General features: G+C 47.2%; 17 protein-coding genes. 6 read left to right on the forward strand and 11 right to left on the reverse strand.

Going from position 1 to position 20,882, the window contains the following annotated elements; translation table 11 throughout:
- Positions 1-78: 78 nt before the first annotated feature.
- The 3 genes from lolE to AEA42_RS00155 form a co-directional block, all read right to left on the reverse strand.
- Positions 79-1,329 (reverse strand): lipoprotein-releasing ABC transporter permease subunit LolE, encoded by a 1,251-nt coding sequence (gene lolE / locus AEA42_RS00145; protein WP_055646620.1) that lies wholly within the window; start codon positions 1,327-1,329, stop codon positions 79-81.
- Positions 1,326-2,018, reverse strand: coding sequence for a lipoprotein-releasing ABC transporter ATP-binding protein LolD (lolD, locus tag AEA42_RS00150; protein WP_037418293.1), 693 nt, complete (start codon positions 2,016-2,018; stop codon positions 1,326-1,328). The genes lolE and lolD overlap by 4 nt, the downstream gene beginning before the upstream one ends.
- Before the next feature lie 97 nt (positions 2,019-2,115).
- On the reverse strand, positions 2,116-3,348 hold the full coding sequence (locus tag AEA42_RS00155; RefSeq protein WP_055646621.1) for a lipoprotein-releasing ABC transporter permease subunit: 1,233 nt from the start codon (positions 3,346-3,348) through the stop codon (positions 2,116-2,118).
- 94 nt (positions 3,349-3,442) lie between these two features.
- On the opposite strand from AEA42_RS00155, the gene AEA42_RS00160 reads away from it, so the two are divergent.
- The 3 genes from AEA42_RS00160 to AEA42_RS00170 all read left to right on the forward strand — a co-directional run bounded on the left by AEA42_RS00160 (position 3,443) and on the right by AEA42_RS00170 (position 8,642).
- On the forward strand, positions 3,443-4,063 hold the full coding sequence (locus AEA42_RS00160; protein ID WP_055646622.1) for a hypothetical protein: 621 nt from the start codon (positions 3,443-3,445) through the stop codon (positions 4,061-4,063).
- 86 nt (positions 4,064-4,149) lie between these two features.
- Entirely contained in the window at positions 4,150-7,644 is a 3,495-nt protein-coding gene (mfd, locus tag AEA42_RS00165) for a transcription-repair coupling factor (protein ID WP_055646623.1), read from the forward strand.
- Positions 7,644-8,642: a peptidoglycan binding protein CsiV gene (locus AEA42_RS00170; RefSeq protein WP_055646624.1), complete on the forward strand. Its 999-nt coding sequence runs from the start codon at positions 7,644-7,646 to the stop codon at positions 8,640-8,642. The genes mfd and AEA42_RS00170 overlap by 1 nt, the downstream gene beginning before the upstream one ends.
- A 117-nt stretch (positions 8,643-8,759) precedes the next feature.
- Here the strand turns inward: AEA42_RS00170 and AEA42_RS00175 are convergent, their stop codons facing one another.
- From AEA42_RS00175 to nagZ, 3 genes are all read right to left on the reverse strand, one after another.
- Entirely contained in the window at positions 8,760-9,032 is a 273-nt protein-coding gene (locus AEA42_RS00175) for an acylphosphatase (protein ID WP_037418308.1), read from the reverse strand.
- Positions 9,033-9,591: 559 nt separating this feature from the next.
- The gene (gene ycfP / locus AEA42_RS00180) at positions 9,592-10,134 is read right to left on the reverse strand and encodes an alpha/beta hydrolase YcfP (protein WP_055646635.1); all 543 of its coding nucleotides are present in this window, start codon (positions 10,132-10,134) and stop codon (positions 9,592-9,594) included.
- Positions 10,135-10,215: 81 nt separating this feature from the next.
- Complete coding sequence (gene nagZ, locus AEA42_RS00185; RefSeq protein ID WP_055646625.1) at positions 10,216-11,244, reverse strand: beta-N-acetylhexosaminidase; 1,029 nt, start codon at positions 11,242-11,244, stop codon at positions 10,216-10,218.
- 383 nt (positions 11,245-11,627) lie between these two features.
- On the opposite strand from nagZ, the gene AEA42_RS00190 reads away from it, so the two are divergent.
- Entirely contained in the window at positions 11,628-13,004 is a 1,377-nt protein-coding gene (locus tag AEA42_RS00190; protein ID WP_037429797.1) for an L-serine ammonia-lyase, read from the forward strand.
- A 111-nt stretch (positions 13,005-13,115) separates the two neighbouring features.
- Here AEA42_RS00190 and AEA42_RS00195 read toward each other — a convergent pair whose 3' ends face one another.
- From AEA42_RS00195 to AEA42_RS00205, 3 genes are all read right to left on the reverse strand, one after another.
- On the reverse strand, positions 13,116-13,901 hold the full coding sequence (locus AEA42_RS00195) for a S1 family peptidase (RefSeq protein WP_055646626.1): 786 nt from the start codon (positions 13,899-13,901) through the stop codon (positions 13,116-13,118).
- A gap of 287 nt (positions 13,902-14,188) precedes the next feature.
- Positions 14,189-15,028: an S-formylglutathione hydrolase gene (fghA, locus tag AEA42_RS00200; RefSeq protein WP_037429803.1), complete on the reverse strand. Its 840-nt coding sequence runs from the start codon at positions 15,026-15,028 to the stop codon at positions 14,189-14,191.
- A 127-nt stretch (positions 15,029-15,155) separates the two neighbouring features.
- Positions 15,156-16,295, reverse strand: a complete 1,140-nt coding sequence (locus AEA42_RS00205) for an S-(hydroxymethyl)glutathione dehydrogenase/class III alcohol dehydrogenase (RefSeq protein ID WP_037429804.1) — start codon at positions 16,293-16,295, stop codon at positions 15,156-15,158.
- 195 nt (positions 16,296-16,490) lie between these two features.
- Here AEA42_RS00205 and AEA42_RS00210 point away from each other — a divergent pair, with 195 nt between their 5' ends.
- Positions 16,491-17,366 carry a LysR substrate-binding domain-containing protein gene (locus AEA42_RS00210; protein ID WP_055646627.1) on the forward strand — a complete coding sequence of 292 codons (876 nt, stop codon included), beginning with the start codon at positions 16,491-16,493 and terminating at the stop codon, positions 17,364-17,366.
- A 62-nt stretch (positions 17,367-17,428) separates the two neighbouring features.
- On the opposite strand, the gene AEA42_RS00215 is transcribed toward AEA42_RS00210, so the two are convergent.
- Positions 17,429-18,718: an FAD-binding oxidoreductase gene (locus tag AEA42_RS00215; RefSeq protein WP_037417874.1), complete on the reverse strand. Its 1,290-nt coding sequence runs from the start codon at positions 18,716-18,718 to the stop codon at positions 17,429-17,431.
- Positions 18,719-19,033: 315 nt separating this feature from the next.
- Here AEA42_RS00215 and AEA42_RS00220 point away from each other — a divergent pair, with 315 nt between their 5' ends.
- On the forward strand, positions 19,034-19,678 hold the full coding sequence (locus tag AEA42_RS00220) for a DUF938 domain-containing protein (RefSeq protein WP_055646636.1): 645 nt from the start codon (positions 19,034-19,036) through the stop codon (positions 19,676-19,678).
- A 114-nt stretch (positions 19,679-19,792) separates the two neighbouring features.
- On the opposite strand, the gene AEA42_RS00225 is transcribed toward AEA42_RS00220, so the two are convergent.
- Positions 19,793-20,821, reverse strand: coding sequence for a GGDEF domain-containing protein (locus AEA42_RS00225; protein WP_047539657.1), 1,029 nt, complete (start codon positions 20,819-20,821; stop codon positions 19,793-19,795).
- Positions 20,822-20,882 lie beyond the last annotated feature (61 nt).

Here is a 20,882-nt window from a genome sequence, read left to right on the forward strand (position 1 = left end):
AAACAAGACCAAAAAGGCCAGTGATATTATCACTGGCCTTTTGTTTTTTAGCTTTTAAGTGCAGAACGGTAGCGCCAGTTATCTGCCCGCCAATGCCTGTGCTGGACCAATTTGACTTGCTTTCCATGCAGGATACAGGGTTGCAATCAGGCTCATTATAAACGCGGTGGCAATCACTAAACCGGCATCCGCCATATGCAGTTCGGAGGGAAGAAAATCCACAAAATACACATCCGCAGATAACAATTGGATCCCAAGTAATTGCTCAATGCCACGAGCAATAGCACTGAGATTAATGGCTGTCGCAATACCAATCACCCCTCCGAGCGCACACCCCACTAAACCGTTTAATGCTCCCTGCACCATAAAAATGCCCATTACCGATAAACGGCTCAGTCCCATGGTCATCAGGATCGCAATTTCACTGGCCTTATCGCGCACCGCCATCACCAAGGTCGAGACAATATTGAAACAGGCCACACCAATCACCAGTACTAATACGAGGTACATTATGGTGCGAACCAATTGAATATCTTGATATAAATGACCTTGTGTTCGAGTCCAATCACTAATATACACTGACTGATTCAACGCATAACCTAACTCGCGAATTTTCGCTGGTGCCTCAAACACCTGCGCCACGCTGATGCGAACCCCCGTCACGCCTTGATGTAAATTAAGTATATTTGCCGCATAACGCATGGGAATATACGCGGTAGTTAACTCAAGCTCTCCACCTAAGCGATACACACCTGACACCACAAAGCGATGGCTTTTTGCCGCCCGTAAACTTCCCGCATGTTCAGGGTCAAGATCTTGTACATACAGCGCCAGCGTATCGCCGACTTCGAGGCCTAATTTTTTCAGCAAACTTTCACCAAGGACGATGTGATTATCATCTTCACTCAAGCTCTGCCAAGTCTCGGGAGTCATAAATTGCGACAATGTAGAGACTTTTGCCTCTTGTTCAGGATCAATACCGACAACAGCAAGCCCCTGAAAACCACCGGGCTTTTGCACTAAACCCTGCATACGAATAAAAGGTGCCGCCGCCGTAACGCCTTCAATCTGCAACGCGGTTTGCTCAACAGCTCGCCAGTCAGCAATCGGCTCATTCACGCCTACCACATCGGCTTGAGAGATCACCCCGAGTAAACGTTGCTCCAGCTCGCGCTCAAATCCATTCATCGCCGAGAGCACGATAATCAATACGGCGACGCCTAAGGCGATACCCGCTGTCGATGCAAAGGAAATAAAGCTAATAAAACTATTGGATTGGCGCGCACGGTAAAAGCGCCAACCAATCGAGAGGGCTAATGGTCCTTTCATTGGGCGCTATCCGGTACTTGTAGATAACCATTTTTCATGGTGAGTTGTCTGTCCATCCGCGCCGCCAATTTAGGATCGTGGGTGACCACCACAAACGCGGTACCGAGTTGATTGGCCAATTCACGAATAAGTTCATACACGGCCTCGCCGCTCTTCGCATCGAGATTTCCCGTAGGTTCATCGGCCAGTACGAGTTTGGGTTTGTTGATAAGCGCCCGGGCGATTGCCACCCGTTGCCGTTCACCGCCCGAAAGCTCAGCAGGAATATGGCTCATTCTGTGCCCAAGACCCACTCTCTCGAGCAAAACCTTGGCATCGGCTTGCGCTTGGCTGCGATCACGACCTTGGATAAATGCCGGCATTGCCACATTTTCAAGCGCGGTAAATTCAGGCAACAAATGATGAAATTGATAAATAAAGCCTAAATCCTGATTACGGATCTGCGCCTGACGCGCACTGCTCACTTGATATAAATCCTCACCTGCCAACAATACTTTTCCCGATGACGGTTTATCAAGCGTCCCCATAATATGCAGTAACGTACTCTTGCCCGAGCCTGAAGTGCCCACAATCGCCAGCTGTTCACCCTTAAATACCTGTAAATCCACATCAGACAACACCTGCGTGGTTACATCGCCGTCGTGATAACTCTTACTCACCGCCTGCACTTGCAGTAACACATCTTGCATTGAGATTCTCGCTATTGATTCTATATGACATGGCAAAGTGCCACGTCTACACTCCACTTTTACGATGGAGCAATTATTTTAGTCGTTGAAAACACCGTTATTCATAACGCAGCGCGGTGGCTGGTTGCACCCTTGCAGCCCGTAGCGCAGGGTAAAGAGTTGCCACTAGGGTCACCACTAAGGTACCGACAATAATCAGCGACAATTGCCCAAGCGCCAGTTTTACCGGCAACATTTGTCCAGTCCCTAAAATCGAAATACCCAGGGTTGCCATAATGCCATTCAAATTAAGGGTAATTAGAATCCCCACCACTAAGCCCAGCGCTAAACCTAACACCGCATTCAATAAACCTTGCACCACAAAAATGCCCATCACAGCAGAGGTTCTTAAACCTTGGGTTTTAAGCACTGCGACATCGGTGGTTTTATCGACAACCATCATGACCAGCGCCGAGACAATATTGAATGCCGCCACCGCCACAATCAGGCTGAGCATCAGCGACATCATGTTTTTTTCCATCTTCACTGCGCTAAATAGATGTCCATAGGTGTCACGCCAATCGCTCGTGGTCGCCTCGATGCCCTGCTCTGTTAAGATTTGCTGCACATCCTTGGCAAGCGCAGGCGCGTTAAAAGGATCGTTTAAATACAGCCTTAGCTGGTTGATTTCATCACTGGGCTGACGCATTAACCGCTTTGCATCTTGGTAATGGATATATGCAACGCCCGCATCCACTTGTGACCCCATTTCGAACACCGCGGACACTAAAAATTTACGTTGGCTGGGCACTGGGCCTAGCGGCGAGTACACCACGCCATCGCCACTTAACAAGCGTACCGTATCCCCAGGGCTGACTTTTAACTGGCGCGCCAGTTCGCTGCCCAATATGACCTTATACTGGCCACTGGTTAACTCGTTAAACGCGCCTGAATAGGTATGTTGCGCCACCGCGGAAAGTTTTTCGGCCAGCTCAGGAAACACCCCAAATACTTGTACCGCACGGATATTGGCCGCTGACTGCACCATAGCTTGCGTCGACACACTGGGCGTCACCCCTTGCACGCCGGGCAGCTCAGTTAGCTTTTTTGCCGCAATAGTCCAATTGCTTAAGGGAGCTTTAGTGTAAACCGTCAATTGCGGTACAGCGCCGAGGATGCGCTGCTTTAATTGCCCTTCGAGGCCATTCATCACCGAACTGACCACGATCAAGGCGGCAACCCCTAAAAAAATGCCCGAAACGGCAAATAAGGTAATAAAAGAAGCAAATGCGTTTGCTTTTCTGGCCCGCCAATAACGGTAACCAACGTAGAGAGGGAATCGAAGATCCATTGAAAGAGGGCTGCGTCCTGTGTGCTGAACTTGCTAAATCATAAAGATGGGCACGATAATAGGGGTTTAGGTTCTATAAATAAAGAGGCAAGCCTTGTTCACTGACACCAATCCGTATTTTAGTGTGCCTCATCCCTTTACTGCTTACTTAAGCCTCTGGGACGAAAACCGACCTCTACCCAATGAAATGGCTTTAAGATCAATGCAATCCTTAGGGATCCAGCTATTGAGTGAAGTAAAAGCCCTTGAAGCGAGCTGTTTGTTACAATTGCGGCATTTAGATAATGAAGCCAAGGTGGTGGTGGATTTTCTCAAGCTACAATCACGCAAGGTGGATTTAGTCCTGCAACACGTGCTCGAAAAAGAAGTCCAAGAGGGTGATAAATATGATGGTTGTCAGTTTGGTGGTAGCGGTATTCGCATAATCAGCACGACCGAATTACCTCTAGGGCGCCATGTTAAAGTGACCTTATTTATCCATGACGAACTGGTCGCTATTTTATGTTTTGCCAAGGTCACCGCTTGTATGCTCTCACAGGAAGCCCAATCAACTGCGCAGCAAGCACAACAGCACAACGCCTCGTCGCCCTATCTAATCGACCTCGAATTTAGCCAAATACTGGATTCGGATGTGGAGCAACTGGTCAAAGCGAGCCTCAATGTTCAACAAAAACAACTTAAACTGCGTAAACAAGCTAGGGACGAACGCCAATAAAGACGAGAGTTTTCACTAGCACCCTAGCGCCCAAGTCACTACAATAAATGCAACTTTTTGTGAATGAATCCGTTTATCCCACGCCAATGACACATATTTCAGCCCTAACACCGCCCGTTGTAAAAAATGGCACTCAAATGCAAACTCTGTCGTGTATCGCCGGAGTGGGTCAAGCGGTCACCCTCGCCAGCTTGATACGCCAACACCCAGGCACCACGCTCATTGTCACCAGTGACACACCAACGGCATTGAGTCTCGAGTTAGAGCTTAATTATTTATTAGCGAACACCACCATTAAGGTGCGGCTATTTCCTGACCGTGAAACCCTGCCCTACGACAGTTTTTCACCCCATCAGGATTTGATCTCCCAGCGTTTAGAAACCCTATCGCAAATATCCCATGCTGAGCACAGCGTGGTTATCGTGCCAGTGACAACACTGATGATGCGCTTGCCGCCGAAATCCTATTTAAGCTCCAATGTATTTGTGCTTAAAAAGGGCGATAAATATCAGCTCCATGATGTGCGCCAGCAATTAACCGATACGGGCTATCATTTAGTTGAGCAAGTTTACGAACATGGCGAGTTTGCCATTCGGGGCTCAATTCTCGATATCTTCCCTACCGGCGTGAATATGCCGCTGCGTATCGAGCTTTTCGATGATGAAGTTGAAACTATTCGCCATTTCGACCCAGAGACCCAGCGCTCATCCACACCCGTCGATGCGGTGCGATTATTACCGGCAAAAGAATTTCCAACCGATAGCAGTGCTATCGAAGGCTTTAGACAACGCTATCGCCGCCGTTTTGAGGTGATCGTTAAAGAGCCAGAGTCGGTTTATCAATTGGTGAGCCGAAATTTGATGCCCGCTGGGATTGAAAACTATCTGCCACTGTTTTTCGATGAGGTCGCGACGCTATTTGATTACCTGCCGAAGGACACTCAGTTAGTCACCTTGGGCGATATCGAAAAATCCGCTCGCGCCCATTTGCATGAAGTGGAAACACGGTATGAAGACCGACGGGTCGATCCGCTACGACCACTGCTTGCCCCTAAAGAACTGTATTTACTGATAGAAGAATTATTTGCCGCCTTTAAGCCGCTACCTCGCTATCAATTTGTGGCCCCAAATCCTGACACCAATGGTGTTGCGGCGCAAATTGATGCCAGAGCCTTGCCTGAGGTAAGCGCCAATCACAAATTAAAGCAGCCGTTAATCGCACTGCAGGATTATGCTGAGCAGGCGCCGCGCATATTATTTAGCGCAGAATCTGAAGGTCGCCGTGAAGCGCTGCTCGAACTCTTAGGTAAAATCCAGTTAAAGCCTACGGTATTTAGTCATTTTGATGAGTTTATTAAAACTGATACCAAACTTGGCTTGATCGTTTCGCCCTTATCCCGTGGTTGTGTACTGGGACTCGGCGCACAAACTGCCGTCAGCATCATCTGCGAAACTGAGCTCTTCGGCCAGCGGATTTCACAGCAGCGTCGCCGCGAAAAACAGCGTCAGATCAGTAACGATACCTTAATCAAAAATTTAGCCGAGCTGAAAGTTGGCCAGCCGATCGTACACTTAGAGCACGGTGTTGCCCTTTACCAAGGTTTAGTCACCCTCGATACTGGCGGCATTGTTGCTGAATATTTGCAACTTGAGTACTCAGGTGGCGATAAGCTCTATGTCCCCGTTTCCAATTTACATTTAATTAGCCGTTATAGTGTTGGCGCCGATGGGGAAACGCATCTTAATAAACTGGGTAACGACACTTGGGCTAAGGCGAAAAATAAAGCCATTGAAAAAATCCGCGATGTGGCCGCAGAACTTCTCGATGTCTATGCACGTCGCCAAGCTCGTCCGGGTGAGAGCTGCGAAATCAATGACGAAGAATACGCCCAATTCGCTCAAGGTTTCCCCTTTGAAGAAACCGTCGATCAAGAAAGTGCAATACATGCCGTGCTCGCCGATATGCAATCGCCAACCGCAATGGACAGATTAGTTTGTGGTGATGTGGGCTTTGGGAAAACCGAAGTCGCGATGCGCGCCGCCTTTGTGGCGGTGAATGCGGGTAAACAAGTGGTTGTGTTGGTACCCACCACGTTACTCGCCCAGCAGCACTACGAAAACTTTAAGGACAGATTTGCCGACTGGCCGGTGGTGATTGAAGTGATGTCACGCTTTAGAACCGCCAAAGAGCAGACCCAAGTGCTAAAACAGCTCGAAGAAGGCAAAGTCGATATCGTGATTGGCACCCATAAGCTGCTGCAATCCGAGGCTAAATTTGAGAATTTAGGCCTACTTATCATCGACGAAGAACACAGATTCGGTGTCAGACAAAAAGAGAAAATTAAAGCACTGCGGGCCAATGTGGATATTTTGACCCTCACCGCCACACCGATCCCCCGCACCTTAAATATGGCGATGTCGGGAATGCGCGACTTATCGATTATTGCCACACCTCCCGCTAAGCGTTTGGCGGTGAAGACCTTTGTGCGCGAATCCGATCCCGCGACGGTGCGCGAGGCTATATTGCGTGAAATCCTCCGTGGTGGCCAAGTCTATTACCTGCACAATAATGTCGAAACCATTGAAAAATGTGCCCAAGACATTAGTACCTTGTTACCCGAAGCGCGGGTTGTGGTCGCCCATGGCCAAATGCGTGAGCGGGATCTTGAGCGGGTGATGTCGGACTTTTATCACCAAAGATTCAACGTGTTAGTCTGTACCACTATTATCGAAACCGGTATCGACGTTCCCAGTGCAAACACCATTATTATCGAACGCGCCGACACCTTTGGTTTAGCCCAGTTGCATCAGCTACGTGGCCGTGTGGGTCGCTCTCACCATCAAGCCTATGCGTATTTGATGACGCCACATCCTAAACGTATGACTAGCGATGCTCGCAAACGTCTCGAAGCCATCGATGCCCTTGAGGATTTAGGCGCCGGTTTTATGCTCGCCACCCAAGATTTAGAGATACGCGGCGCAGGCGAACTCTTAGGTGATGAGCAAAGCGGCCATATCTCAAAAATTGGCTTTAGCCTCTATATGGAAATGCTTGAATCGGCGGTCAAAGCGCTTAAGCAAGGTAAAGAGCCATCGCTGGCGCAAATGCTCAATCAGCAATGTGAAATGGAACTCAGAATTCCGGCCCTATTACCTGAAGACTATGTCGGTGATGTGAATATTCGTCTGTCGCTCTACAAGCGTATCGCCAGTTGTGACAGCGAAGAAGCCTTAGACGAACTTAAAGTTGAGCTTATCGACCGCTTTGGTTTGCTGCCAGAGGCCACTAAAAACTTGATGGAAATGACTCTGTATAAACATCAGGCAACTCGGCTAGGGGCGACTAAAATTGAGGTACACGCCAAGGGTGGCAGTATCGAATTTAGCCAAGATCATAATATCGACCCAAGCTTTATCATTGGATTACTGCAAAGTCAGCCACAAATCTATCGAATGGACGGGCCGAATAAGTTAAAGTTCATGCTCAGCGCCGAAACGGCAAAAGAGAGGCTCGCGTTAGTCAAGCTCTTGCTCGAACAACTATCTCAACATCAATCGCAACATCGTCTTGGAGATAAATAGTGTTACGTCAACTCGCGGTCTCTATCGCTACACTTATTGCACTTTCACACAGTTCACTTGCCCGTGCTGAGGCGTGGTTCGAGGTTGAAGTCTATATTTTCGAACGCCAAAGCCAGTCAACTGAACAATGGCCTATGGCCCCAATTGAGACGAAAACCAATAGTGCAATCGACCTGATCTCACCGGTTGTAGGTCAGGCTGTGGTCTCCATGAGTAATGAGTCTGCGCCTTGCACACTTGTTTATGATGCCGATGCCAATAGCCATTGTGCAGAAAACACAAATACGAATGCCACTAATAACACCGATAATAGCACTAGTGGCGGCTTAAGGATCACAGGCCCAAGCACAACGACCACCCAGTACCGTTACCCAAGCATGATCCCATCGGAAATCGGCAGTAGCAGCCAAACCTACGCCAAACTTGGCAGTGGCCCGGTATTACTCGCAAGCAACCAAGGTCAGTTTGCAAGTATCGTTAATAGCTTATCCAGAGAACGTGGTAATCGTAGTCTACTGCATATGACATGGCAGCAACCTATGACGGGTAAAAGCGGCTCAGTGCCTGTTCGCCTATTTGCTGGTAAGGATTTCTCCGCCAACTACCACTTCGATGGCCGCCAAATTGTGCAACAAGCGTTAAACAGTTCGATGCAAAATACTCAAAGCTCCCAAGGAATGGCTTTAGAAAGTTCGGCACCATTGCTACCCTCTCCTGTTTGGCAACTTGATGGCACGCTAAATATTTATCTCAGCCACTACCTCTATATCGAAACGGCCTTAAATCTTCGTAAAGAAGGACGTAAGTTAATGCCTGTGCCAACCGATGAAACCAGCACAAATACTAATGCGACGCCTGTTAAAGTGATGACGCCTTACCTGATGTCTATTCCGCTGGAACAGAATCGCCGAGTGAAAAGTGATGAAATTCATTATCTCGATCATCCCGAAATGGGCATGGTGATCCAGATCCGTAAGATGGCGCAACCTAGCGCATAAAACGCCAGCCAATCAATGCTAAATAAAAAGCGGTAATACGAGTGTAATTACCGCTTTTTTTATCACCAATAGCTCCATGACCATTCAAGACTCATCGAGACTGAATTTAGCAACAAATCAGCGCACTATTGAAAAATCCAAATAAATATCATCGCCTTGGTCTTCTTCCACCTGCACCATTAATCCATCGGTGCAAGGCACGCCTAACTCACACCAGGCAATAAGATTATCTACAGCAGGATTACTGCCCTGTGCGAGCACTTCGACACTTCCATCGACGCAATTAGTCACATAACCTGTCACGCCCAAGGCTCGAGCCTTTGTCAGTGTCGCATGCCGACAGCCCACACCCTGTACGGTTCCCGTTAATTTGATTAGCACCCGTTTCATTTAAGACTCCTGAACAAGGTTAGCTTGTTATTCTCATGCGAGTTTAAGCATAGCCGAGATTTGAGCTTAGTTACGTTATAAATGTGTTAAGTGATGGATTTACTGAGTGAAACAAATGAAATGAAACGCATAAAAAAACAGCTAACAAGACCGCTGTTAGCTGTGTCGGGCGACATACGCAAAAGGTTGTCCATAAATGGACTAATGGCATAAAAGTTTGTAGCATTTTGTAACAAACTATTAAGACGCGCTACTTTACACAATTAATTACAAATTTCAACAAAATGATAGATAAATCCACTCTTACAGTACTTATTTAATGCTTTTTACTGAAATAGCCAACCAAACCAATAATATATACCGTCAACCATTCCAAATATGAAATATATCGATATACCAATACATGACGCTCGGTAGCATAAGCAGCAACCCCGTACATATAACGAACTGAAATATGGAAATGAGCGAAGGCTAAGGCTGGCAATCACACGAAAACCAAACCTATTCCCCTACAAATGAGTAGCGATGCGCGGTCTAATGATGAGTCTGCAAACGAGTATTAACCGTTTAGCTTAAAAGCTTTGATTTTAGGCAAATGGGCCGCTAATTGGGGGAATTTATGGGGTTGAGTTTCATCCCATTCGATAGGGTAAAAACAACTGAGTTCACTGGACGTTGCTTGACTGTCGAGCACTTCATCAAAACGAGACAGAATGCACATCGCTTTGTGGGTATTCTTCAACCTAAACTCTGAAACACACTTATTGGCGATGTCGGCATACTCTTCCGGGCGATCAATTTTCCCTTGCATTGTCTCTTCTGGATGAAGATTGGGATTGATCAACACCGACTTTAACCCATTTAAAAAGCCAATTCGCTCAGCCCAATACGCCCCCAAACCGACGCCCACCATTAACGGCGTGGGATCGTCGCTATACTGCATTTGCTTGGCGACCTCTTTCAATAAATGCTGCATATCATGCTTGGGGTGCAAAGTGCTGTAGCTGATAAGCCTTACATCAGGGTCAATAAACTGCAACTGACGCATTTTTTCGTGATTACCAGGGCTAGTCGCATCGAATCCATGAAGATAAAAAATCATATTGAGACCTTTTAACAATCTGCCAAACACGGCGTATGCCACTAACCCTAGCAAATATTCATTGCAGAACCTTGCGCTACATCAAACTTTTGCCTGTTGTGCGAGCTGTATTTGCTCGGCCAGCTGCTTAGCATTTTCCCAACGAGCGCTATTTTCTAATGCGATAGCAGTCTGCGCCGCATTAGGTTTAAGTAAACTCGCCGGATGTTTCGGTGCAGCAGAAGGCCATACAAAACCGTTTAAGAGTGACATAACACCTGGATTATCATTACAAACCAAAATCATATCGCAACCCGCATCCAACGCAGCTTGAGCGCGGCCTATATAATCTCCCGCAAAAGATGCGCCCTTCATCCCCAGATCGTCGGAGAAAATCACCCCGTTAAAACCCAGATCTTGGCGAAGGATCTGCTTTAACCAATAGGTTGAAAAGCCCGCAGGATTGGGATCAACTTTAGGGTAGATCACATGGGCAGGCATAATGCCTGATAATTTACCTTGAGCGATCAACTCCTTAAACGGCAGAATATCTTGATTAAAAATCGCCTCAGCCTCACGTTCATCGATAGGTTGCGCAATATGGGAATCTGCAGCCACACTGCCATGACCTGGGAAATGCTTACCCACGGCACCCATGCCCGCCTCGGCCATACCCTCAATAAAACTCTGCGCTAACGCAATCACTTCATCGGGCTTTGCACTAAAACTACGTTTGCCAATGACTTGGCTAATGCCGTTAAGATCGAGCACAGGCGCAAAGCTTAAGTCGATGTCACAGGCGAGTAACTCGATGGCCATTAAAAAACCCAGCTCACAGGCCCAACGTTTCGCCAATACCATCTCGCCCTTAGCCGCTGGCAAAATATCCCCCATGGCCGGAATAAGCGTAAAACCTTCGCGAAAACGTTGTACTCGTCCGCCCTCATGGTCGACGGCAATCAAAATCTCGGGACGAATTTGGCGGATCTGCTGCACCAAGGCAATTAATTGCTCACGGCTAGTAAAGTTGCGGGAAAACAGGATCAAACCGCCCACTTGCGGATGGCGCAGCATCTCAGCTTCAGCATCACTGACCTCTAAAGACAGCAGATCCAGCATTAGATAACTCATAATTCTCCCTAAAATTTCTTATTCATACTCAAAAAATAACCATAGCGATACTGGCTACGGGGTTCACAAAAATCCCCAAAAAGCGAGCCATTTACCGTCAAATTTTGCCCAAAACCGATAATGTAGACCATTAAATCGACATTAATGATCCGCTAATTAAGCTCAGCTTATCCGAAGACTTTCTAATAAAAAAAACTAATGTGAATCTTGATACTGATTTATGGGATACTGAACATAAGCGTATCACACAAGCCTATTTTTACGTGGATAATGCCTGCAGTTTGCCAGAGTTGATGCCCTAAAAACCAGCGTATTAACACGATAACTGCAAAGTTCATCCGCACACACTAAAATAAAAATCGAGACACAACAGGACTTCAATCATGATTAGCGTATTCGATATGTTCAAGATCGGCATTGGCCCTTCGAGTTCACACACTGTTGGCCCCATGAAAGCGGGCAAAATTTTTATGCAGCACCTTGCTGATTCGGGCCAGATTGCCCAAGTGGATGAATTAAGAGCCGAACTCTTTGGTTCCCTCGGCCAAACCGGCAAGGGCCACGGCACAGGTAAAGCCGTTATTTTAGGCTTGATGGGTGAAGATCCTGAAACCGTCGATACCGACAGCATCGATGGCATTCTTGAGCAAGTGTCTAAAAATGAAACCCTCACCCTCAGCTGCGGCAAAGTAGTCAAGTTTACCCGTGAAGACGGCATTACCTACCACAGACGTAAAACCCTTCCCGCCCATGCGAACGCCATGACACTGTATGCCTACAGCAAAGGCGAATGTATTTTTGAGCGCACTTACTACTCTGTCGGTGGCGGATTTATCTTAGATGAAGATGAAATCAACCAACGTAATGCCTCACCAGCATCGCAAATTGAATCAGCACCTTATGATTTTAACAGCAGCGCCCAATTACTCGAACTTTGTACTGAACATGGCTTAAGCATTTCATCCTTAATGATGGCCAACGAACTTAGCCTTGCCAGTGAAGAAGAGGTCAAAGCCAAGCTGTGGAATATCTGGCAAACCATGAAAACCTGTATTGAACGTGGTTACCAAAAAGAAGGCATTTTGCCAGGCGGTTTAAAACTTCGTCGCCGTGCGCCAGCACTCTATCGTCGCCTCAAAGCCGAAGGCCGTAACAACGTCGATCCATTAACCGCAATGGATTGGGTCGATTTATTCGCCCTCTCGGTAAACGAGCAAAACGCAGCAGGCGATCGCGTTGTGACTGCACCAACAAACGGCGCCGCAGGCATCATTCCTGCCGTGCTTTGTTACTACGATACCTTCGTGCAAGAAGTCGATATCGACGTTTGCGCCCGTTACCTGTTAACCGCCGCTGCAATTGGTATTCTTTACAAGAAAAATGCCTCGATTTCGGGCGCTGAAGTTGGCTGTCAAGGTGAAGTCGGCGTAGCCTGCTCAATGGCGGCTGGCGCCTTAACCGAGATTATGGGCGGCACAGTGGAACATGTTGAGAACGCAGCCGAAATAGGCATGGAACATAACCTAGGCCTGACCTGCGACCCCGTTGGCGGTCTAGTACAAGTGCCCTGTATTGAACGTAATGCAATGGGCGCAATCAAGGCCATTAACGCCTCACGTATGGCGCTACGCGGCGACGGTAACCACAAGGTATCACTGGATAAAGTGATTAAAACCATGATGGATACAGGTAAAGATATGCGCAGTAAATACAAAGAAACCGCCAAAGGCGGCCTCGCAGTGAACATTGTTGAGTGTTAATCCACTCAAACTGTTAATTAACTTAAGTCTTTAGCACTGTCATGCCGCGCTTAACCGTTCAAACCTAAACGATTAAGCGCGGCATTTGTTTATCCCGTACAATCTAATGCCTTAACTATCAGGACAGATTTCTGGCGATATCCCTGATATCTGCCAAAGTGTTTTCTCGATCCAATCTCTGAAATAGGAAATGCGTGAGTAATGCTCAATCACGCCATACTTACCTTCTTCCCAATTGGTTGACTCAGCATTTTGCCATGAGCTGACACCGATAAGGCAGACTGAATTTGTCGAGACGAGATATGCGGGGCCTCCCGAATCTCCTGGGCCACTGATCCCCTCCAATGGTAAAGTATTCGCGTCGCGGTCAAAGATAAATTGCAGCCATTGCTCCTGCACCCCAACCACGGCATTGTGTGCCGCGCGCAATTGTTTGTCGGCCGCCACAACGCCCACTAGCCCATTTCCAAAATCGCCACGTCCGACGAAGGTAGCGATTTTACCCGTTTCGGTTGAGGCATGATTCAATTTAGCGACTGTGGCGTCTTCAATTGGTGAAGCCAATTGAACCAATGCAATATCATTGGGAAAGTGTCGTTCTTTCCAAAGTGGATGTTTTATCACATCTTTAATCGGGTAAAAATCCGTTTTAAATTGCACTTTATTGCCAGTCGTTAGCTCGTTAGCCACATGCGCCGCCGTCACAATCCATTGCTTATCGATAAGGCTGCCTGTACCAAGCACGATTTCATCACCTTTATAAAGTCCTAAAAAGATGACCGTCGAATTATCGCGTTGCGCCGCCGCTTGATATTTCGCGTCATCGACATCATGCCTGATAATCATGGCATTAGCGGTACTCGCTGTCGCCAGTAACAGTACGAACATCCATTTCATATTGAACTCCTATCCTTATGTATATTTATTCGCCAATATTGTATTGAGAATATAGAGAATGAATCATCATTAATTTCGAGCACTTAACAGCTTTTTCTCATTTGAGATATAGCCGCTGCATTCAAATCATTCAGGCGCCATGGGTCAACATGACATGTTGAATGACATCGCAACTTATCCGTAAAAATAAAAACGCGGTGAACTTGATGTTCACCGCGCTTTTTAATATTTAACCCTAGGCTTTAACTCTGAGGTTTAATCCTGAAAGGGGTTAACGATTGGCAACCTTATTTAAAATACAAGCTATGGAATTTAAGGTGTTCTTCAATAAAGCTCGCAATAAAGTAATAGCTATGGTCGTAGCCCGCCTGCATACGCAAATCTAAGGGATAGCCTTTCGTTTTGGCGATATCACTGAGCGTGTGTGGCATTAATTGTGTTTCTAAAAAGCTGTCGGCATCGCCTTGGTCGACTAAAATAGGCACTTCGCTGATCGCCAATTTGAGTAACTCACAGGCATCATATTGGCGCCAGTGCTCACGATTTTCCCCTAAATACTCGGTAAAGGCTTTAATCCCCCAAGGCGCATTGCTTGGATTGCTGATAGGGCTAAAGGCCGAAATGGAGCTATATCTGTGGGGATGGGTTAATCCAATGACTAACGCGCCATGCCCGCCCATGGAGTGGCCAGAGATGGCGCGCTGTCCGGTTACGGGGAAATTCGCTTCAATCAGCGCTGGCAGCTCATGCACAATATAGTCGTACATTTTATAGTGGCGATTCCAAGGTGCTCTGGTCGCATTCACATAAAACCCTGCGCCGAGGCCCAAGTCATAGGCTTTATCCGGTGCATCGGCGACATCATCGCCACGAGGGCTGGTATCCGGGGCGACGATAGCCATTCCCAACTGAGCCGCAATACGCTGCGCGCCCGCCTTCTGCATAAAGTTTTCGTCGGTACAGGTGAGACCCGATAGCCAATACAGCACAGGTACAGGTTTATTGGCCGCCTCGGGTGGCAGGTAAATCGCAAAGCGCATCTCGCAGTTCAGCGCCTGAGATTGATGGCGATACTGTTTGTGCCAACCACCAAAACTCTTGTTACAGCTGATATTTTCTATGGTCATTTCAATCCCTTTCCTGTTCACTTTCAGCGGTTAGCTTGCCGTTCAAGACCCTATCACAAGCTTAAAACACATAAGCAGCAGATAAGTCGTTAGCGGTTATCTGCTGCTGTGATGACAAAGAGCGCAATTATTTATCGAAATGGATCACGCTGCGAATGCTCTTGCCTTCATGCATCAAGTCGAAGGCTTCGTTGACTTGCTCAAGTCCCATAGTGTGGGTGATAAAGTCATCGAGCTTAAACTCACCTGCTAGGTATTGTTCAACGATTTTAGGTAATTGCGAGCGTCCTTTTACGCCACCGAAGGCTGAGCCTCGCCATACGCGACCTGTCACCAGTTGGAACGGACGGGTAGAAATCTCCTGCCCTGCGCCTGCAACACCAATGATCACTGATTCGCCCCAGCCCTTGTGGCAACACTCGAGCGCGCTGCGCATCACATTGACATTACCGATACATTCGAAGGAGTAATCCACGCCGCCATCGGTCATCTCGACAATCACCTCTTGAATAGGTTTGTCGAAATTTTTAGGATTAATACAATCGGTTGCACCTAATTTACGGGCAAGTTCGAATTTAGATTCGTTAATATCAATGGCAATAATCCGGCTGGCTTTAGCCATGGTCGCACCAATAACGGCCGAAAGACCGATACCACCTAGGCCGAAAATCGCTACGGTCGCGCCTTCTTCCACCTTAGCGGTGTTCATTACGGCGCCCATACCTGTCGTCACACCACAACCTAGCAGACAGATCTCTTCTAATGGCGCAGTTTTATTGACCTTAGCCAATGAAATTTCAGGTAATACAGTGTACTCAGAGAAGGTAGAACAGCCCATGTAATGGAAAATTGGCTGACCATCTTTATAGAAACGCGTGGTGCCATCTGGCATTAAACCTTTGCCTTGAGTCGCGCGGATCTTCTGGCACAGGTTTGTTTTACCCGATAAACAGAATTTACATTCGCCACACTCAGGCGTGTAGAGAGGGATCACATGGTCGCCCACCTGCACGCTGGTCACGCCTTCGCCCACTTGCTCAACAATACCACCGCCCTCATGGCCGAGGATCGCTGGGAACACGCCTTCAGGATCGTCACCACTTAAGGTAAACGCATCGGTATGGCACACCCCAGTCGCCACGATGCGCACTAATACTTCGCCGGCTTTAGGTAACATCACATCGACTTCTTCAATCTTGAGTGGCTGTCCCGGCCCCCAGGCCACGGCGGCCTTTGACTTGATAAACTGTGGTTTTTCGTTCGACATGCTTGTCTTTCCTTATTTTAATCAATGGGCTTATCGATTTACGGCTTATCCTAGCCCTACTCGCTTGTAAGCATAGATTGAGGTGGACGGATAAGCTTAAAAATAGTGTGCGGTAATGCAGTCACTAGATTGTATTTATTTCCTGAGGATTGATAATCTAGCATTTTGGCAATTCATTTTTACTGAGAAGCAACAATGTACCTTTGGGATGGCATATCAGAATTTGTAGCAGTGGCCGAGGCCGAGAACTTTACCTTGGCCGCACAGCGCCTCAATGTGTCCACCGCCCACGTGAGTCGGCAAATCGGTGCGCTGGAAAATCGCCTCGGCACTAAGCTGTTTTATCGTACAACACGCAAGGTATCGCTCACCGAAGAAGGCACGATTTATTATCGCCATTGCCGCCAATTGCAAACAGGCCTCGAGGAGGCCGAACGGGCGATTACCGATCTAAAAGGTTCACCCCAAGGATTGGTAAAACTCACCGCGCCCGTAGCCTACGGCGAAAAATTTATCATGCCGTTACTCAATGATTTTATGGTGCAGTATCCCAGCGTGGAATTTAATGTCGACTTGACTAACAGAACCTTAGATTTGATTGAGGGCGGCTATGATTTGGCCATTCGCCTTGGCAAACTCGCCGACTCCAGCCTGATGGCCAAACCCTTGAGCAGCCGCACCCATTATGTGGCCGCCTCGCCCAGTTATGTTGAAAAATACGGTGAGCCCCATACGCTTTCGGAGTTAAATCAACATAATTGTCTGATCGGGAATCACAATTACTGGCGCTTTATTGAACATGGCCGCGAGCGCAATATTAAGGTACGCGGCAACCTTATCTGCAACAGCGGCTATGCCCTGCGGGATGCAGCGTTAAAAGGCATAGGGATAGTACAACTCCCTGATTATTATATTGAAGAAGATATTCATGCAGGCAAACTTATCTCCTTCCTCGACGCACACCGCGAAGCCAAAGAAGGCATTTGGGCGCTCTACCCCCAAAATCGTCATCTGAGCGCCAAAGTGCGGGTTTTAGTGGATTATTTAGCTGAAAAACTGGCGAGCAGTTAACTCACAACAATTAATCCAATATGAGTGACAATCACCTCGCGGTCGTCAGACGCCCCACCTGTTTAGCGCCAGTTTTCCCTCAAGGTGTAATACAGCATCCCTAGCGCAAGGGCCTGATTACCAAACCATTCATTCAGTGGGATCCGGATATGGCGCATCGCGGCGAAGAGATCAAACTCTCGCATTTGACCATCGATCGCCTGAGCCATGATTTCGGCCATGATATGGGAAGTTGCCACGCCATGGCCGGAATATCCCTGACAATAGAAGATATTCGGCGCTATCTTGCCCAGCTGGGGAATACGGTTAATCACTATCCCCGCCATGCCTGCCCAGGCAAATTCAATATCGACACCTTTTAACTGGGGGAAAGTACGTTCAATCGCCGGGCGCAGCTCGGCGGCAACGTTTTTAGGATCGCGGCCGCTGTAATTGGTGCCACCGCCAAACATCAAACGGTTGTCGGCAGTTAAGCGGTAATAATCCAGCACGAAGCGGCAATCATACACGGCCAAATCCTGCGGATTAAGTTGCTTAGCTAACTCAGCCGGCAATTGGGCTGTCGCACAATTGCCAAGGGAGGCAGGAAATAACATGCCCCGTAGCTTGGGACGGCCCAATTTGTGGTAGGCATTGCCCGCGATGAGCACGCTGTTTGCCTTTACCCTTCCCTTTGGCGTGAGCACGGTTGCAAGCTCTCCTTGCTGAATATCCAGCACCTGTGAATGTTCAAAAATCTTAGCGCCCAATGAAGCCGCGGCTCGAGCCTCACCAAGGCATAGATTTACCGAATGCAGATGCATATTGCGCCGATTGACTAAACCGCCGTGGTACAAGGGCGAGGCTAAATAGGTGGGCATCTCCTGCTCAGGCACTAAGGTCATAAACTCCCCCATGCCACGGCGATTAGCCTCGTCGAACATTTGCTGTAACTCTGCCATATGTGTGGGGCGATAGGCCGTCTGGATATGACCAAATTTTAAATCACAATCAATGTTGTACTTCGCCACTCTACTTTTGATGATATCGTGCCCACGCCAGCGAAGATCCCACACATAATCCTCGGCATCCTGACCAAGATGACGGCGTAATTGCTTGGTCATCGCTGCATCGCCAGATAGGCTTCCGGTCACTTGACCACCATTACGGCCAGTGGCGCCCCAAGCAATTTTATTTGCCTCTAATAATGCGACCTTGTAGCCTTTTTCAGACAACTCAACCGCTGTTGCAACACCAGTAAACCCGCCGCCGATAATGGCAACATCTACACGGAGATCACCTTCAAGTTCTGGATAATCAGACTCTTGCTTAATAGTGGCATTGTAATAAGAGGCGCAGCGTTTGGCTGACATAGGGTTTCCTTACACGATGTTATTATGATTTTTCGTTTAATATTTTTTACAAACGTTCAGAATTTTTGAGTATAACGAAGCTATTATCATGGTCAACAGAAGAATGCCCCCTGACAGGGAAATAAGCGAGTTTGGCAAAACAGCTTAAGCCATTGGATTAACGAGGTTAGTGACTTAAGCTAGGCACCACCCGCTAGGATGGTAATAGAATTGACCCTGCGTTATTGTCTCAAGGGTAATCGCCATCAGAAAGACGCATTTCACAAAGATTTATTTAACAATAACTTGTTTAACAATGACCTATCAGGAGAAACTATGCCGCAGGATATACAACCTCAAACAACTGATGTTCTGCCCTTTTCTCAAGCCTGTGAAAATAATAAAACGCCTATTCTTGCGGTATTAAAAACCGCTTTTGCCAATACCAAACAGGTACTTGAAATTGGCAGCGGCACGGGACAACACGCCGTTTATTTTGCGGCGAATCTCCCTCAACTTTTTTGGCAAACGAGCGATCAAGCGCAATATCTTGAGGGCATTAGTGCAAGATGTTTGCAACAAGGTCATCAACTTGGCGTTCATAATCTTGGCTTACCTATTACACTTGATGTGTCACTACCTTGGCCTATCAACGGCCCCCATATCGATGCAGTATTCAGCGCCAATACCTTACATATTATGAGTAAACCCAAGGTGGAAGCATTTTTTAATGGCTTAGGTGAGTATTTACCACAGCTCAACTCCCTATGCCTGTACGGGCCTTTTAACTATCAAGGTCACTATACCAGCGACAGCAATCGGCGATTTGATGACTTATTAAAACAAAGAGATAGTGAAAGCGGCATTCGAGATGTTGAATGGATTGTCACCCTTGCCCAAGCCCAAAACTTAACCTTAGTTGAAGATATCGCCATGCCCGCCAACAATCGCTTACTGCATTTTAAACATTTATTGGCGTAAGGCGCTCAATCCTGAACCCAAGATTCGCATCACTGAAGCATAAGGATGCTGTGATTACTAACACTTAAACCATTATCCATACGCCCTCAAACTATACTGATAATAAGCAACAACTCAGCCACGCACGCAATTACGGCCATCAGATTTAGCTTCATACAGGGCTTTATCCGCTCTGCTAAACAAGGTTTCTGCATCATCGCCCTTTTGCAAAGAGGCTAAGCCAATCGACACCGTAATGGCGCCCAATGAGAGTTTTTTATCTTTGCCTATCGCTAGGCGCCGCTCGGAGATCCGCTCCCTCAAAGTCTCGGCCACTTGCAGCGCATCATGAAAATGGGTATTAGGCAGCAACACCACAAATTCCTCACCGCCGTAACGGGCGACAAAGTCATCACCACGCACACATTGTTTTAAAGCCAGCGCAACATAAGCCAAGACTTTGTCGCCGATTTGATGCCCATAGGTGTCGTTAAATATCTTAAATCTGTCAATATCCACAAGTAATAAACTACAACGGGTTTGTTGTTCCTCCGCACGATGGATATGGTCTTGAATAGCAATTTCGTAAGCTCGGCGGTTATGTAACGAAGTCAATTGATCTGTCATTGCTGCCAGACTTAAATTTTCCATTTCAGCTTTTAAGTTTTGTACTTCTTGTCCCATGGCATTGAGGCTCTGCTCCATGGCTTGGTTATTAACCAATAGGCTCTGCATTTCATCAAGCACCCCATCGACTAATTGATTTAACGTATTCACATCGGGCGTTGATTGCAGTTGCAATCCAAAATCCGCCAAGGTGCTTGTAAATGCTTCCGTTCCTTGAGTTAACTGAGTAATTTTACTGATGAGAGAGTTAATCAGTATCTGAGTTTCTATCTGGACATTCTCAATGACTTCAGGGGACTTTTCTTGGATAAAATTCTTGTACAGGCTGGTATTCACTTCTTTGGTAAATACCACGTTGTTAGCAAGAAAACCATCGATAGCACGATTCAAATCAAGATTCGACTGGGCAAAATACTCATACCAAACGGTGTAGTTTTCTGGCGTAACCGGTATATCGAGCGCAGACATTTGCGGTACAGCTAAACGTAAAATTTGAGCCGCTGAATCGAGCTCTTTATTTGCTGCAGGAAAAGACATGAATCATGCATCCATGAGTTGTTATAATTTTGTATAACTTAAGTTAACTCAACTGCTTCGT

It is taken from the genome of Shewanella sp. Sh95 (genome assembly GCF_001308045.1).
GTDB classification, from domain to species: Bacteria; Pseudomonadota; Gammaproteobacteria; order Enterobacterales; family Shewanellaceae; genus Shewanella; species Shewanella xiamenensis.

What these genes read in the sequence shown, in the direction of transcription:
- lolE (WP_055646620.1), bottom strand. Translation starts at nt 1,329, where the DNA reads ATGAAAGGACCATTAGCCCTCTCGATTGGTTGGCGCTTTTACCGTGCG.
- lolD (WP_037418293.1), bottom strand. Translation starts at nt 2,018, where the DNA reads ATGCAAGATGTGTTACTGCAAGTGCAGGCGGTGAGTAAGAGTTATCAC.
- AEA42_RS00155 (WP_055646621.1), bottom strand. Translation starts at nt 3,348, where the DNA reads ATGGATCTTCGATTCCCTCTCTACGTTGGTTACCGTTATTGGCGGGCC.
- mfd (WP_055646623.1), top strand. Translation starts at nt 4,150, where the DNA reads ATGACACATATTTCAGCCCTAACACCGCCCGTTGTAAAAAATGGCACT.
- AEA42_RS00175 (WP_037418308.1), bottom strand. Translation starts at nt 9,032, where the DNA reads ATGAAACGGGTGCTAATCAAATTAACGGGAACCGTACAGGGTGTGGGC.
- ycfP (WP_055646635.1), bottom strand. Translation starts at nt 10,134, where the DNA reads ATGATTTTTTATCTTCATGGATTCGATGCGACTAGCCCTGGTAATCAC.
- nagZ (WP_055646625.1), bottom strand. Translation starts at nt 11,244, where the DNA reads ATGAGTTATCTAATGCTGGATCTGCTGTCTTTAGAGGTCAGTGATGCT.
- AEA42_RS00190 (WP_037429797.1), top strand. Translation starts at nt 11,628, where the DNA reads ATGATTAGCGTATTCGATATGTTCAAGATCGGCATTGGCCCTTCGAGT.
- AEA42_RS00195 (WP_055646626.1), bottom strand. Translation starts at nt 13,901, where the DNA reads ATGAAATGGATGTTCGTACTGTTACTGGCGACAGCGAGTACCGCTAAT.
- fghA (WP_037429803.1), bottom strand. Translation starts at nt 15,028, where the DNA reads ATGACCATAGAAAATATCAGCTGTAACAAGAGTTTTGGTGGTTGGCAC.
- AEA42_RS00205 (WP_037429804.1), bottom strand. Translation starts at nt 16,295, where the DNA reads ATGTCGAACGAAAAACCACAGTTTATCAAGTCAAAGGCCGCCGTGGCC.
- AEA42_RS00210 (WP_055646627.1), top strand. Translation starts at nt 16,491, where the DNA reads ATGTACCTTTGGGATGGCATATCAGAATTTGTAGCAGTGGCCGAGGCC.
- AEA42_RS00215 (WP_037417874.1), bottom strand. Translation starts at nt 18,718, where the DNA reads ATGTCAGCCAAACGCTGCGCCTCTTATTACAATGCCACTATTAAGCAA.
- AEA42_RS00220 (WP_055646636.1), top strand. Translation starts at nt 19,034, where the DNA reads ATGCCGCAGGATATACAACCTCAAACAACTGATGTTCTGCCCTTTTCT.
- AEA42_RS00225 (WP_047539657.1), bottom strand. Translation starts at nt 20,821, where the DNA reads ATGTCTTTTCCTGCAGCAAATAAAGAGCTCGATTCAGCGGCTCAAATT.